Source organism: Lysobacter sp., from assembly GCA_013141175.1.
In the GTDB taxonomy this organism is placed as follows: domain Bacteria; phylum Pseudomonadota; class Gammaproteobacteria; order Xanthomonadales; family Xanthomonadaceae; genus Lysobacter_I.
In genome coordinates this window covers 2,157,667-2,170,597 of the sequence record JABFRN010000001.1, presented here as the reverse complement: position 1 = coordinate 2,170,597, position 12,931 = coordinate 2,157,667, and the positions used below count along the sequence as shown (strand labels likewise).

At 67.0% G+C, this 12,931-nt stretch carries 15 protein-coding genes; 10 read left to right on the top strand and 5 right to left on the bottom strand.

Annotation, left to right across the window (positions count from 1 at the left end):
* Positions 1 to 130: 130 nt before the first annotated feature.
* The 6 genes from pdhA to HOP03_09505 are packed head-to-tail and all read left to right on the top strand — an operon-like array spanning position 131 to position 4,724.
* Positions 131 to 1,210 carry a pyruvate dehydrogenase (acetyl-transferring) E1 component subunit alpha gene (gene pdhA, locus HOP03_09530; GenBank protein ID NOT88413.1) on the top strand — a complete coding sequence of 360 codons (1,080 nt, stop codon included), beginning with the start codon at positions 131 to 133 and terminating at the stop codon, positions 1,208 to 1,210.
* Positions 1,203 to 2,207 (top strand): alpha-ketoacid dehydrogenase subunit beta, encoded by a 1,005-nt coding sequence (locus HOP03_09525; protein ID NOT88412.1) that lies wholly within the window; start codon positions 1,203 to 1,205, stop codon positions 2,205 to 2,207. The genes pdhA and HOP03_09525 overlap by 8 nt, the downstream gene beginning before the upstream one ends.
* A gap of 4 nt (positions 2,208 to 2,211) precedes the next feature.
* The gene (locus tag HOP03_09520) at positions 2,212 to 2,577 is read left to right on the top strand and encodes a cupin domain-containing protein (protein NOT88411.1); all 366 of its coding nucleotides are present in this window, start codon (positions 2,212 to 2,214) and stop codon (positions 2,575 to 2,577) included.
* A complete protein-coding gene (locus HOP03_09515) occupies positions 2,574 to 2,915 on the top strand; it encodes a peptide-binding protein (GenBank protein NOT88410.1) in 342 nt (113 codons plus the stop codon). The genes HOP03_09520 and HOP03_09515 overlap by 4 nt, the downstream gene beginning before the upstream one ends.
* Positions 2,912 to 3,277 (top strand): DUF1801 domain-containing protein, encoded by a 366-nt coding sequence (locus tag HOP03_09510; protein ID NOT88409.1) that lies wholly within the window; start codon positions 2,912 to 2,914, stop codon positions 3,275 to 3,277. The genes HOP03_09515 and HOP03_09510 overlap by 4 nt, the downstream gene beginning before the upstream one ends.
* A 40-nt stretch (positions 3,278 to 3,317) precedes the next feature.
* Positions 3,318 to 4,724: a 2-oxo acid dehydrogenase subunit E2 gene (locus HOP03_09505; GenBank protein ID NOT88408.1), complete on the top strand. Its 1,407-nt coding sequence runs from the start codon at positions 3,318 to 3,320 to the stop codon at positions 4,722 to 4,724.
* 59 nt (positions 4,725 to 4,783) lie between these two features.
* Here the strand turns inward: HOP03_09505 and HOP03_09500 are convergent, their stop codons facing one another.
* The gene (locus HOP03_09500) at positions 4,784 to 5,578 is read right to left on the bottom strand and encodes a hypothetical protein (GenBank protein ID NOT88407.1); all 795 of its coding nucleotides are present in this window, start codon (positions 5,576 to 5,578) and stop codon (positions 4,784 to 4,786) included.
* Positions 5,579 to 5,804: 226 nt separating this feature from the next.
* Here HOP03_09500 and HOP03_09495 point away from each other — a divergent pair, with 226 nt between their 5' ends.
* On the top strand, positions 5,805 to 6,236 hold the full coding sequence (locus HOP03_09495) for a hypothetical protein (GenBank protein NOT88406.1): 432 nt from the start codon (positions 5,805 to 5,807) through the stop codon (positions 6,234 to 6,236).
* A gap of 15 nt (positions 6,237 to 6,251) precedes the next feature.
* On the opposite strand, the gene HOP03_09490 is transcribed toward HOP03_09495, so the two are convergent.
* Complete coding sequence (locus HOP03_09490; protein NOT88405.1) at positions 6,252 to 6,572, bottom strand: rhodanese-like domain-containing protein; 321 nt, start codon at positions 6,570 to 6,572, stop codon at positions 6,252 to 6,254.
* Between the two features lie 44 nt (positions 6,573 to 6,616).
* Between HOP03_09490 and HOP03_09485 the strand changes: the two genes are divergently transcribed.
* Positions 6,617 to 7,402 carry a polysaccharide deacetylase family protein gene (locus tag HOP03_09485; GenBank protein ID NOT88404.1) on the top strand — a complete coding sequence of 262 codons (786 nt, stop codon included), beginning with the start codon at positions 6,617 to 6,619 and terminating at the stop codon, positions 7,400 to 7,402.
* 153 nt (positions 7,403 to 7,555) lie between these two features.
* Here the strand turns inward: HOP03_09485 and HOP03_09480 are convergent, their stop codons facing one another.
* From HOP03_09480 to HOP03_09470, 3 genes are all read right to left on the bottom strand, one after another.
* Positions 7,556 to 8,308, bottom strand: a complete 753-nt coding sequence (locus HOP03_09480) for a methyltransferase (GenBank protein ID NOT88403.1) — start codon at positions 8,306 to 8,308, stop codon at positions 7,556 to 7,558.
* On the bottom strand, positions 8,248 to 8,874 hold the full coding sequence (locus HOP03_09475) for an SGNH/GDSL hydrolase family protein (protein NOT88402.1): 627 nt from the start codon (positions 8,872 to 8,874) through the stop codon (positions 8,248 to 8,250). The genes HOP03_09480 and HOP03_09475 overlap by 61 nt, the downstream gene beginning before the upstream one ends.
* Positions 8,875 to 8,946: 72 nt before the next feature.
* On the bottom strand, positions 8,947 to 10,212 hold the full coding sequence (locus HOP03_09470) for an aminotransferase class I/II-fold pyridoxal phosphate-dependent enzyme (protein ID NOT88401.1): 1,266 nt from the start codon (positions 10,210 to 10,212) through the stop codon (positions 8,947 to 8,949).
* Positions 10,213 to 10,334: 122 nt separating this feature from the next.
* Between HOP03_09470 and rsgA the strand changes: the two genes are divergently transcribed.
* A complete protein-coding gene (rsgA, locus tag HOP03_09465; GenBank protein ID NOT88400.1) occupies positions 10,335 to 11,468 on the top strand; it encodes a ribosome small subunit-dependent GTPase A in 1,134 nt (377 codons plus the stop codon).
* A gap of 129 nt (positions 11,469 to 11,597) precedes the next feature.
* On the top strand, positions 11,598 to 12,863 hold the full coding sequence (locus HOP03_09460; GenBank protein NOT88399.1) for a DUF1704 domain-containing protein: 1,266 nt from the start codon (positions 11,598 to 11,600) through the stop codon (positions 12,861 to 12,863).
* Positions 12,864 to 12,931 lie beyond the last annotated feature (68 nt).

The following is a 12,931-nucleotide window of genomic DNA, read 5'->3' as shown; positions in this document are numbered from 1 at the left end:
GCGCTTTTTCGTGCCCGGACGCCAAGGACGCCATACGCCGTCGCACGGCCGGTGTCATGACGCGGTGCGCAACGGACGCTTCAGGTGCAGCGGGTATGATTCGTGCACCGACGCAACAGACGACAACACGATGACCGTCGCAGCACGATTCGAAATCGAATACCTGCAGTACCTCGGCCAGGACGGCACGCTCGTCGCGGAACCGCCCGCCGCATTCGCCGATCCCGCAACGCTGCTGCCGCTGTTCAAGCAGATGCTGATGGTGCGCAGCTTCGACAGCAAGGCCATCGCCCTGCAGCGCACCGGCAAGCTCGGCACCTACGCCGCATGCCTCGGCCACGAGGCCACCCATATCGGCATCGGCGCCTCGATGCGTCCCGAGGACGTGTTCGCGCCGAGCTATCGCGAGTACGGCGCACAGTTCATGCGCGGCGTGCGCCCGCGCGAAGTGCTGCTGTACTGGGGCGGCGACGAGCGCGGCAACGATTTCGCCGTGCCGAGGCACGACTTTTCCTGGTGCGTGCCGATCTCCACCCAATGCCTGCACGCGGCCGGCGCCGCGCTCGCGTTCAAACTGCGCAAGGAGCCGCGCGTCGCGGTGGCCACCTGCGGCGATGGCGGCAGCTCCAAGACCGACACCTACGCCGCGATCAATGCCGCAGGCGCCTACGCCCTGCCCTTCGTCCAGTGCATCATCAACAACGGCTGGGCGATCTCGGTACCGCGCGCGGCGCAGACCGGCGCACCGACGCTGGCGCAGAAGGGCATCGCCGGCGGCCTGCACTGCCTGCAGGTGGACGGCAACGACATCATCGCGGTGATGGAAGGCATGCGCCGCGCGCTCGACCGCGCGCGCAGCGGCGGTGGCGGCAGCGTCATCGAGTTCATGACCTACCGCCTGCACGACCACACCACCGCCGACGATGCGCGCCGCTACCGCAACGAAGACGAAGTCAAAGCCGCATGGTCGCGCGAACCGATCTCGCGGCTGCGCACCTACCTGGCCGGCGCCGGCCTGTGGGACGAGGCGAAGGAAAGCGCCTGGGCCGACGAATGCGCGAGGATGATCGACATCGAGATCAACGCGTATCTGGAAACCCCGGTGCAGCCGGTCAGCGCGATGTTCGATTTCCTCTACGCCGAACTGCCGCCGGACCTGCAATTGCAGCGCGCCGAAGCCATCGCTGCGGAGGGCCGCAAGCATGGCTGATGCAGCTTCCATCACCCCGGCTCCCATCACGCTCATCGAAGCGATCACCCAGGCGCTCGCCTACGAAATGCGCGCCGACGAGCGCGTGCTGGTGCTCGGCGAAGACGTCGGCGTGAACGGTGGCGTGTTCCGCGCCACCGCCGGCCTGCAGAAGATCTTCGGACCGGAGCGCGTGATCGACACGCCGCTGGACGAAACCACGATCGCCGGCCTCACCGTCGGCATGGCCGCGCAAGGCATGCGTCCGGTGGCCGAAGCGCAGTTCGACGGTTTCGTGTACCCGATGATCGATCACATCGTGTCGCATGCCGTGCGCCTGCGCTATCGCACTCGCGGTCGCCTCACCTGCCCGATGGTGCTGCGCGTGCCGTGGGGCGGCGGCATCCGCGCGCCGGAGCATCACAGCGAAGCCAACGAAGCGATGTTCACCAACGTGCCGGGACTGCGCGTGGTGATGCCGTCGTCGCCGCAGCGCGCCTACGGCCTGTTGCTCGCCGCGATCCGCGACGAGGACCCGGTGATCTACATGGAGCCGAAACGCATCTATCGCCAGTACAAGGAACGGGTGCCCGACGACGGCGAAGCGCTGCCGCTGGACGTGTGCTACGTGCTGCGCGACGGCAGCGATGTCACCCTGGTCACGTGGGGCGCGCAGGTGAAGGAATGCCTGGAAGCCGCCGATGCGCTGGCGAAGGACGGCATCAGCGCCGAGGTCATCGACGTGGCCACGCTCAAACCGCTGGATTTCCCGACCATCGCCGAGTCCGTTTGCAAGACCGGCCGCTGCGTGATCGTGCACGAAGCCCCGAAAACCGCCGGCTTCGGCGCCGAGATCGCCGCGCGCCTCGCCGAACAGTCGATGTACGACCTCGTCGCTCCCGTCGAACGCGTCACCGGCTACGACACCCACATCCCGCTGTTCCGCCTGGAAATGAAGTATCTGCCCAGCGTCGAGAAGATCGTCGCGGCAGCGAAGCGGACGCTGGCAGCGAGTTGATGCGATGACGGCTTCGGCAATCAACCTCGCGCAGAAATTCGCACTGTTCGGCGAGCACTGGTCGCCGCGCGTGATCGCCGAAATGAACGACTACCAGTTCAAGCTGGCGAAGCTGCGGGACACATTCGTCTGGCATGCGCACGAGGACACCGACGAGACGTTCATCGTGATCGCCGGCACCCTGCGCATGCGGTTCCGCGATCGCGAGGAAGTGGTGCAAGAGGGTGAGATGATCGTCGTGCCGCGTGGTGTCGAACACTGTCCGCACGCCGACGACGAGTGCCATGTCCTGCTGATCGAACCCCGCGGCGTGGTCAATACCGGCGACGCCGGTGGCGAACTCACCGCACGCAACGACGTGTGGATATGAGCCGCGCCCGCGTTACCCGCGACTACCGCACCCAGTACGCGGACCCGATCCGCTTCGCGCGGGGCGAGATCGTGACCCTCGGCGCACGCGACACGGAATGGCCCGCCTTCATCTGGACGATCACCGCCGACGGCAACGCCGGCTGGGCGCCGTTCGACTGGCTGAGGCCGCTCGGCGACGGCCGTGCCGAAGCGACGCGCGATTACTCCGCGCAGGAACTGGACGTGGATGCCGGCGACGATGTCGTTCTCGATGACGAACTCGGCGGCTGGTGGTGGTGTCGACACGCCGATGGACGATGCGGTTGGATACCGACTGAACATCTGGAGCGGACATGAGCGACAGGAAAGTCGAACAACTCCTCCACGACCTGCAGCTCACCCATCCCGATCTGCATGCGATCGTGCAGGCGACGAGAACGCTGGTCCGTTCGGTGGCGCCCGAGGTCACGGAGCGCGTGATGTACGGCGGCATCCTGTTCGCCGCGCCCGGGCAATTCTGCGGCGTGTTCGCCTACGCCGCGCATGTCTCGATGGAGTTCGGCCAGGGCGCCGAACTGAAGGACCCGCACCGCGTGCTCGAAGGCAGCGGAAAATTCCGCCGCCACATCAAACTGCAGACGCTCGCCGATCTGGAAGCGAAACATCTGCGGGACTACATCGCGCAAGCGCTTCGTTTCTCGGCCGGGTCGTCGACATGACACCTCGACGGTATCGGCAACAGCACCCAAGGAATCGCCCATGAGCCAGACCAAGACCTTCATTCTCCCCGACCTCGGCGAAGGCCTGCCCGACGCCACCATCGTCGAGTGGTTCGTGAAACCCGGCGACACCATCAAGCTGGATGCGCCGCTGGTGTCGATGGAAACCGCAAAAGCGGTCGTCGAAGTGCCGTCGCCGGTCTCGGGCAGAGTGTTGAAGCTCGCGGGCGCGGCCGGCGACATCGTCGTCACCGGCACGCTGCTCGCCGAGTTCGAAATCGATGCCTCGATGCCGCAGCGTGCGGAAGGCCAGGACACCGGCCATCATCACGCACCGCCGCCGAAACCAGCTCCTGTGGGAGCGGCGGAAGCCGCGATACCCGACGCGGCGGCAACATCCATCGCGGCTTCCACCGCTCCCACACCCGCCGCGCCCACAGACGCCGGCACGGTAGTCGGTGCGATGCAGAGCTCCGACGCGGTGCGCAGCGAAGCCGCTGTCGCGGTGGGCGGGGTCAAGGCGATGCCGGCGGTGCGCGCGATGGCGCGCAAGCTCGGCGTGGATCTGTCGCGCGTGCGCGCCACCGGCGCCGACGGCGTGGCGACGATGGACGATGTGAAGCGCGCTGCTACCGATGGTTCGGCCAAGCTTGGCATTGCTCCTGTGGGAGCGGCGGGAGCCGCGATATCCGGCGCTGCCACGAACTCCATCGCGGCTTCCGCCGCTCCCACAAATGCGACGACACAGCGCACCCAACTCTCCGCCACCGGCAAACCCATGCGCACGCAGCCGCCGGGCGTGTCCGTCACCGGCCAACCGGAACAACTCAAGGGCGTGCGCCGCAACATGGCGCGGGTGATGGCCGATGCGCACGCGAAAGTGGTGCCGACCACGCTCACCGACGACGCCGATATCCACGCATGGGCGCACGGCAACGACATGACCGCGCGGCTGGTCCGCGCGATCTGCGTCGCCGCCAAAGCGGTGCCCGCGCTCAACGCGTGGTTCGATGGCGACAACCTCACCCGCACCCTGCATCCGCAGGTCGACATCGGCATCGCGGTGGATACCGACGACGGTCTGTTCGTGCCCGCGCTGCGCAACGCCGACATGCTCGACGCGCGCGGCGTGCGCGAAGCGATCGGCCGCCTGCGCGCGCAGGTCGAAACGCGCAGCATTCCCGCCAGCGAACTCAGCGGCTACACCATCTCGCTGTCGAACTTCGGCATGTTCGCCGGCCGCTACGCCACGCCGGTGGTGGTACCGCCCTGCGTCGCGATCGTCGCCGCAGGCCGCGCGCGCCATCAGATCACGCCGGTGATCGGCGGCTTCGAATCGCACAAGGTCATTCCGCTGTCGATCACCTTCGATCACCGCGCCTGCACCGGCGGCGAGGCGGCAAGATTCTTGCGGGCGATGCTGGATGATCTGGGCTTGCCGGGGTAACACGCCTCTGTCGACAATCCCCTTCGACGAAGCGTGCCGTCGGACGATGATCGCTGTGATTATTCTATTTTGCAGATCGTCGAGCACTCCTCGTTTCGGAAGGCGCGTGCGATCGAAATCAGGTATGCCTGGTATTGCTCGTCTCCGGACAATGCTGCGGATCCCGCCGCCTCTGCGATTTTCTTCCGCTCAGGCAGCGGCATCATCGAAGCGTAGGCTTCGGCCGTCTCGGCCAACACAGAAAGAAATGCAGTCCTGTAATCCACCCTGAGCGCCGTGCCGGTGTCGTTCGCAATCGCAAGACCGCTGCTGTAAGTCATCAGGATGCCCGTCCGCATTTTCACCACCCCTCTACGACGGACATCGGTCAATTGACCCGGACCCAGGGAACCCAGAAAACGATCGACCTTTGAAACCGCCTTCGCCAGGCAGCGAATGAGAAATGGCTGCAGTTCTTTCAGCTCGTCCTGAAACACCAGAAGATTGCGGCTCATCATTACTTTGAAATTCGACATCGACTCCTGTTGATCGTCGGTCTTTGGAATATTCCCCCTGATGTCGAAAATCGCCAAAGACACGATTGCGTTATTGGTGATTCCGCACAGTTCGAGATCTGCTTCGACGTCATTCTCGGGTTCGGCGCTCGCCGCGAGCATCGTTTGCTCGTCGGACAGTATTTCGACCAGCTTCTTGAATTCAGGGCTTCTCAGCTGAGCCACTTTCTCACCGGCCTCCGCTTCAGCGACCAAAGACGAGAACCGACTCGCCGCCTCCCGGTACTCGCGCAACGCCTCGGCAGGTGGCGCCGAGGACACGATGCCGCTCCATGCCAACAGCGAAAGCATCCAGAACATCCTGCGATTCATCATGCTCCCTACCGTATCGATACCGTGGATTTGGCGCGTCGGAACAGCATCGCTTCCGGCGCATCGCGCTTGAGGAGTCTAGCGCATCGCTCCCGTCGACGATGTTGCAGACCTTGCCGAAGCAAGGTTGCACGAGATCGCCCGATGCTCTGGACGACGCGACAGTCTCCACCTAGGATGCTTTTTATTCTCGTCTTTTCCAGCTGAGGTTCCGATGTCGGCGACAGTCGTGGTGATCGGTGGTGTGATCGGCGGCCTGATAGGCTTGGGCTGCATCAATGTGATGGCGGCGATGGCGAAGGGCCGGAACAATCCCTGGGATATCGTCACCCTGCCCGCACGCGACGACATCGCCGGCACCGTCGCGTCGTGGGCTGCGGCGCACGGCTATCGGCTGGTCCGCACCGAAGGCGGGACGCAGGTGTACAAGAAGGGCGTCAATTTCCTGACCGCGCCGATGTTCCTGGAATCGACCGCCGACGGCGCGCAGCACGTGCTCAAGGCCTACACCCAGATCGACGGCCTGCTGGTCAAGGGCAACCTGGCGCTGACCGCCGACGGGATCATGGCGCGATTGCCGCGCAGCATGGCGAAGAAAGCCGTCAACAACCTGCTGACCACCCTGCAGCAACCGCTGCTCGCCTGACGCGTTGCCGGCGCTTCAATACCTCGGAACACCCGGATCGACGCCGAGACTCCACGCATCGATTCCGCCGACGACGTTGTGGAGATTCCCGAACCCTTGCTGCGCGAAATACATCGCTGCCTGCGCGCTGCGTCCGCCGTGATGGCACAGGAATGCGATCGGCGTGTCCTTGGGCAGCGTCAACAACCGCTCGAGACCGCCGTTCTCCAGGCCCGAGTATTCGACCGATACCGCCGCGATCGCGCGCTCCTCGGGCGGGCGCACATCGACCAGGGTGACTGCTCCGGCGCGGGTCTGCGCATCGGCATCGGCGACGGAAAGATTGCGGAAGCTCATGACGTGTCCCTGAGGCCTGTGGCGATGCGTGGCATCATGCCGCGATGACGGCCCCCTCCGCCAGCCTGCACCGTATTCCCCGCTACCCGCACGCGTGGGCCTGGCTGCTGATGCTGTCGCAACTGCTGGTCGCCACGGCGTGGTGGCGTTGGGGCTGGACGCTCGGGCTGCCGCTGATGCTCGCCAGCCATGCGCCGCTCTGGTGGGGCACGCTGTGGCCGCAGTCGGCGCTGTTCGGGCCGGTGTTGACTCATGTGCCCACCGACGATCGCGTCGTGTGGCTGACCATCGATGATGGTCCCTCCGACGACACGCTCGCCGTGCTCGATATGCTCGATGCCCACGGTGCGAAGGCGACGTTCTTCCTGGTCGGCGAACGCGCGGCGCGGCATCCCGAACACGTGCGGGAGATCCTGCGTCGCGGCCACGGCATCGGCAACCATAGCGCCACCCATCCCGCACGCTGGTTCTGGGCGCTGGGGCCGGCGCGGATGCGCCGCGAGATTGCCGGAACGCAAAGCATCCTTGCCGGGATCAGCGGCGAACCGCCGCGCTGGTTCCGTGCGGTCGTCGGCATGAGCAATCCGTTCGTGAATGCGGCGTTGAAAGCGCATGGCCTCGCGCGCGTGGCCTGGAACGCGCGCGGCTTCGATGCGGTGGAAGCCGATCCACGGACGGTGGTCGATCGCATCGAGCGCAATCTCGCGCCGGGCGCGATCGTGCTGCTGCACGAAGGCGCGGCGCATGGGCGCAATGTCGAAACGATCTCGCTGTTGTTGAAGCGGTTGGAGACACTGGGTTACAGGACGACCCTTCCGAATCCCCTGTAGGAGCGGCGCTAGCCGCGAAGCCAGCGCCTCATCCGACACGGTGTTGTATGCAATCCGAAACATGCCTCGGCAAGATGTCGTGATGACGGACGATGCGTCATCGGACGCGGCACGGGCTTCGCGGCTTGCGCCGCTCCTACAAAAGCCGTTTTGCTACGCGCGTTTCGCCACGATCAACCAGTTGTTGAACGGCGTGTTGGCGTAGAGCGGCGCGAACTCGGCTTGCAGGCCGGCCGCTTCCAGCGTTTCGCGCAAGCCTTCGCGCGTGGGCCAGCAGCGCGGGCGGAAGCGCATCCAGCCGATCCAGTTGGCGAGACGGTCGGTGATGCGCGTGGCGCGGGCACGGCTGCTGTCGTCGTCGAGCGCGCTGCGGATCACCAGCCGCGCGCCGGGCGTGAGCATCGCCGCCGCGTTCGCAAGCAATGCGCGCTGCGCATCGGCATCGAGATACTGCAGCACATCGAGGATCGCGACGCTGCCGCGATGTTCCGGGATCGTGTTGGCGAGATCGATCGTTTCGAACCGCGCCTGCGCGAGCTTGCTCGTTTCCGCCGCGCGGCGCGCGCGATCGATTTTGGCGTCGTCGTTGTCGACGCCGCGATACGCCAGTGCCTGGCCATCGAAACGCAGCGCATGCGCGAGCAGGCCCAGACCGCAGCCGAGATCCAGCAGCGGCGCATCGCTGCCGCGCAGCGCGGCGAGCACGCCGGGATACAGCGGATCGCTGCCGAGCTTGCCGCGCACGTAGTAGTAGTCGTAGCGGTTGCCGAGCGGAAATTTCGGCAGGAAGGCTTCGGCGATCCGGCGCGCATCCGCAGCGGCGAGCGGCTGCGTCGCCGCCGTGCTCACGGGGCGTGCGACTGCGCGAGCAGGCGGCGCACGACCGGCAGCGCCAGTCGCGCCCATTCGGCGTACATCGCGGCCGAAGGATGCAGACCGTCGTCGGCCAGCATCGCCGGTTCGGCGCCGCGTTCGCGGCTCACCGGCGCGATATCGACGAAGGCCACGCCGCGCCTGGCGCAGATCTTCGCGGCTGCCGCGTTGTAGGCGTCGAGTTCGCGTGCGATGGCGGCGGTGTCGCGACCGCTCTGCGCGGCGAACGGCGTGACGCCCCAATCCGGAATCGCGAGCACGACCACGCGGTCGGCGCGGCGCCCGGCGAAACCGATCGCGCGTTCGAGCAGCACCGCGAATTCATGCGCGTACTCGCCGACATCGCGTCCGCGATATTGATTGTTCACGCCGATCAGCAGCGTGACCAGCGCATGGTCGTCGCCCAGCGGGGCGGCGGCATCGATGGCGGTCGACAATTCGCCGGTGGTCCAGCCGGTCCTGGCGATGATGCGCGGGGCGTCGATGACGACGCCGTCGGCGCGCAGCGCGGCGGTCAATTGCACCGGCCAACGGCCGTCGGGTTCGACGCGTTCGCCGATGGTGTAACTGTCGCCGAGCGCGAGGTACTGCACCGGCACCTGGATTCGCGTGTCCTGCGACGCGCCGGCCGCGAGTACCGCCGCAAGCATCGCCGGCACCGCGGTCATGGTTCAGGCGACCGCTGCGCGCTGCGCGTCGGTCGCGGCATCGGCACGGCGCTGCAGCACGCGCTCGATGCGCGCGAACACCTCGCGCAGCACCGGCGCTTCCGGCAGCAAAGTGACGCGGAAGAAATTGCGTTCCGGTACGTTGAAGCTGGAACCCGGGACGATCAGCACATCCTCGGTTTCCAGCATTTCCAGCGCGAACGCATGGTCGTCGAAACCGTGCGCGGCATCGCCGACCACCGCCGGGAAGCCGTACAGCGCGCCGGCGGGCGCGACCAGGCTCAAGTGCTCGCTGGATGCGCAGCAATCGATCAGTGCGCGACGGGTGTCGTACAGACGGCCGCCGGGCGCGGTGAGCGCGCTGATGGTGTCGGTGCCGTGCAGCGCGGCGTCGATCGCGAACTGGCCGGGCACGTTCGCGCACAGCCGCAGCGCGCCGAGCAGATCCATGGCGTGGTGGAAGTCGCCGCTGGCCAGCGGATCGCCGCTGAGCACCGCCCAGCCCACGCGCCAGCCGCAGGCGCGATGCACTTTCGACAGGCCGCCGAACGACAGGCACGGCAGGTCGCCGGCCAGCGGTGCGAGCGGCTGGAAGCGTTCGTCGTCGTAGAGGATGTGGTCGTAGATCTCGTCCGCCATCAGCAGCAGGTTGTGCTTCGCGGCGATCGCGACGATGCGTTCGAGGATCTCGCGCGAGTACGTCGCGCCGGTCGGGTTGTTCGGGTTGATCAGCACGATCGCGCGGGTGCGCGACGACACCAGCTGCGCGATCTCGTCCGGGTCCGGCAGGAAACCGTTGTCGGCACGGCAGCGGTAGTACACCGGGCGGCCGTCGTTGAGGATGGTCGCGGCCGACCACAGCGGATAGTCGGGCGACGGCAGCAGCACTTCGTCGCCGGGGTTCAGCAGCGCGCGCAGGCTGAGATCGATCAACTCGCTGACGCCGTTGCCGATGAACACGCGCTCGGGCGAGGCGTTCGGTGTACCGCGCTGCTTGTGGAACGCGGCGATCGATTCGCGCGCCGCCGGCAGGCCCTGCTGGTGGGTGTAGGGATCGGTCTCGGCGATGTGGTCGGCGATGGCGCGCTGCAGGTGTTCCGGCGCGCGGAACCCGAAGGCGCCCGGATTGCCGATGTTCAGCTTGATCAGCTGCCGGCCCTGGGATTCCAGTTCGCGCGCGCGGCGGGCGAGTTCGCCGCGGATCTCGTAGCGGACTTCGGACAGGCGCTCGCGCGTCTTCAGGGTGGGCTTGGGTCTGGAAGGAGACATCTGTCGTCGAACGCAAAAAAGTGCCGCAAAGCCTAGCCGAAATCGCCCCGCTCCGCCTCCCGGCCGGGCACACGGCGGGAACCGGGCCATAATCGTGCCATGACACTTTCCCGCTCCCGCCCTTGAACGCGTCCACGCCCGCACTGCGCGCGATCGGCTGGCCATTTCCCGGCACGACCGCCGATGACGTCGGGGATGCCGCCTGGGCCGCCGCCATCGTGGCGCATCCGCTGGCGCGGCCGGCACGGGTGATCGAACAGCACCGCACCGGCTACGTGGTCGCCGAAGCCCCCGGCGACGCGCTGACGACCGAATCCCCGCAGGAATGGATGCGTCGGCGCTTCCCGCCGCAGGACCGCGCGGCGGTCGGCGACTGGGTGCTGATCGAAGACGGCCAGAGCGAGGCCGGCAAAGGCCCGCGCGGCCGGATCGTGGCCCTGCTGCCCAGGCGGACCGCGATCAAGCGCGCCGCCGCCGGCGAGCACTACCAGCAGCAGGTGATCGCCGCGAACATCGACACCGTGCTGGTGGTCTGCGGCCTGGACGCCGACTTCAATCCGCGCCGGATCGAACGCTACCTGCTGCTGGTGCGCGGCGGCGGCGCCGAGCCGGTGGTGGTGCTGACCAAGGCCGACAAGGACGGCAGCGACGCCGAAGCCTCGCTGGCGGCGCTGGCCGAACTGGCGGCGCAGGGCATCGTCGCGGTCGCGGTCAACGCCAAGGACCGCGCCAGCGTCGCCGCGCTGGAGCCGTGGCTGCAGGCCGGCCGCACCGCCGTGCTGGTGGGCTCGTCGGGCGCCGGCAAATCCACGCTCACCAATACGCTGCTGGGCGTGGAGAAGATGAAGACCAATGCGGTCCGCGAGAACGATGCGCGCGGCCGTCACACCACCACCTTCCGCACGCTGATTCCGCTGCCCTCGGGCGCGTGCCTGATCGACACCCCCGGCATGCGCGAACTCAAGCCCACCGGCGAGGAGCAGGTCGCCGACGGCGGGTTCGCCGATATCGAAACGATCACCGGCGAATGCAAATTCCGCGATTGCCAGCATGCGCGCGAACCGGGTTGCGCGGTGCGCGCGGCGCTGGAAGCCGGCACGCTGGATCCGGCGCGGCTGGCGAATTACCTGAAGCTGCGCGACGAGATCGCCGGTGCGGCCGACAAGCTCGCGACGCGGCTGGCGCAGAAGGCGGATGCGAAGGTGGGCGGAAAAGCGTTCCACAAGCGCCTGGACGAGAAATATGGGCGGCATTGATCCGGCTTCTGCAGGCGCGACGGAAGTCGCGACAGGCGCAAGAAGATCTTTACCAGCCATTCGGCTGTTGAAAACCCGCAGCCTGTCGCGACTTCCGTCGCTCCTACATGGGCTCCGGGCGACATCGCCATGAGCCTCGCCCCCGACATCGTCCATCACGCCGCGCTCGATGCGCGCCTGGTCGCGGCGGTGCGCGGCATCCGCTTGCTCGAAACCCTCAGCTGGCCGGCCAGCGCGCAGGAAACTTTTCTTGCGGCGTGGAAGATCGGCCGCATCCATCTGCCGAAGATCGAATACCCGAAAGAGGATTTCGCGCACGTGCGCGCGGAACTGGACGCGGTGCGCGCCGCCGCCGACCCCGACCACCCGCTCGGCCACTACCTGATCCAGACCGCCGACAGCTGGCGTATCGGCACGCGGCTGCTCGATGCCGCCGGCAGCTACAAAATCACCGCGTATTCGACCCGGCTCTACGGCCGTCCGGTGGAAATGCTGCCCGGCGACGGCCCCACCAATTTCGAGGCCGCGCAGCATTTCGTGACGGTTGCCGACGACATGGACCAGGAACTTCGCCAGCTCGAACCCGACACGGTGGTCGCCGCCGAAACCGTGCGCGACGCGCTGCAGCGGGACATCGACGCGTTCTTCACCTGGCACAAGGTCAAGGTCGAACTCGATCCGGCGCTGATCGCCAAGGCCGCCGCCAGCCCCACCCGCATCCGCCTGCGCACCAATACCGGGTTCAGCGAATACGACCGTCATCAGCTGCTGGTGCACGAGGCCTTCGTGCACACGCTCACCGGCATCAACGGCCGCGAACAGCCGCTGCTCAAATCGATGGCGCGCAGCGCGCCGCGCACCACCGCGACCCAGGAAGGGTTGGCGACGTTCGCCGAACTGATCTCCGGCTCGATGGACATCGAGCGCATGAAACGCATCAGCCTGCGCATCGTCGCCATCGACATGGCGATCAACGGCGCGGACTTCGTGCAGGTGTTCCGCTTCTTCCTCGACGCCGGACAGACGCCCGAGGACAGTTTCGCCTCGACCCAGCGCGTGTACCGCGGCGCCCCGCTCGGCGGCGGCGCGGCGTTCACCAAGGACACCGTGTACCTGCACGGCCTGCTCAGCGTGCACACCTTCTTCCGCTGGTGCCTGCGCCACCGCAAGCTCGCGGTCGCGCGGCAGCTGTTCGCCGGCAAGCTGGCGCTGGAAGACGTGTTCGCGCTGCAGCCGATGTTCGACAGCGGCGCGATTGCTGCGCCGCAATATCTGCCGCCGTGGATGCAGCGCGCGAACGGCCTGGCGGGGATGCTGGCGTTCTCGCTGTTCGCCAACAAGATCCGGCTGGATCGCGTCGATACCGACGATCTGGTGCTGGGGCTGGGCGTCTGAGCGCGGCGCCGTGTAGCCTCTGTCCCGCGTCATCCACCGGCCCGGCATCGGCGCCGCCGATCGTTCAA

Excerpts from the sequence above, each read along its gene's own strand:
- pdhA (NOT88413.1), top strand. The coding sequence starts at position 131 with ATGACCGTCGCAGCACGATTCGAAATCGAATACCTGCAGTACCTCGGC.
- HOP03_09525 (NOT88412.1), top strand. The coding sequence starts at position 1,203 with ATGGCTGATGCAGCTTCCATCACCCCGGCTCCCATCACGCTCATCGAA.
- HOP03_09520 (NOT88411.1), top strand. The coding sequence starts at position 2,212 with ATGACGGCTTCGGCAATCAACCTCGCGCAGAAATTCGCACTGTTCGGC.
- HOP03_09515 (NOT88410.1), top strand. The coding sequence starts at position 2,574 with ATGAGCCGCGCCCGCGTTACCCGCGACTACCGCACCCAGTACGCGGAC.
- HOP03_09510 (NOT88409.1), top strand. The coding sequence starts at position 2,912 with ATGAGCGACAGGAAAGTCGAACAACTCCTCCACGACCTGCAGCTCACC.
- HOP03_09505 (NOT88408.1), top strand. The coding sequence starts at position 3,318 with ATGAGCCAGACCAAGACCTTCATTCTCCCCGACCTCGGCGAAGGCCTG.
- HOP03_09500 (NOT88407.1), bottom strand. The coding sequence starts at position 5,578 with ATGTTCTGGATGCTTTCGCTGTTGGCATGGAGCGGCATCGTGTCCTCG.
- HOP03_09495 (NOT88406.1), top strand. The coding sequence starts at position 5,805 with ATGTCGGCGACAGTCGTGGTGATCGGTGGTGTGATCGGCGGCCTGATA.
- HOP03_09490 (NOT88405.1), bottom strand. The coding sequence starts at position 6,572 with ATGAGCTTCCGCAATCTTTCCGTCGCCGATGCCGATGCGCAGACCCGC.
- HOP03_09485 (NOT88404.1), top strand. The coding sequence starts at position 6,617 with ATGACGGCCCCCTCCGCCAGCCTGCACCGTATTCCCCGCTACCCGCAC.
- HOP03_09480 (NOT88403.1), bottom strand. The coding sequence starts at position 8,308 with ATGGGCGCGACTGGCGCTGCCGGTCGTGCGCCGCCTGCTCGCGCAGTC.
- HOP03_09470 (NOT88401.1), bottom strand. The coding sequence starts at position 10,212 with ATGTCTCCTTCCAGACCCAAGCCCACCCTGAAGACGCGCGAGCGCCTG.
- HOP03_09460 (NOT88399.1), top strand. The coding sequence starts at position 11,598 with ATGAGCCTCGCCCCCGACATCGTCCATCACGCCGCGCTCGATGCGCGC.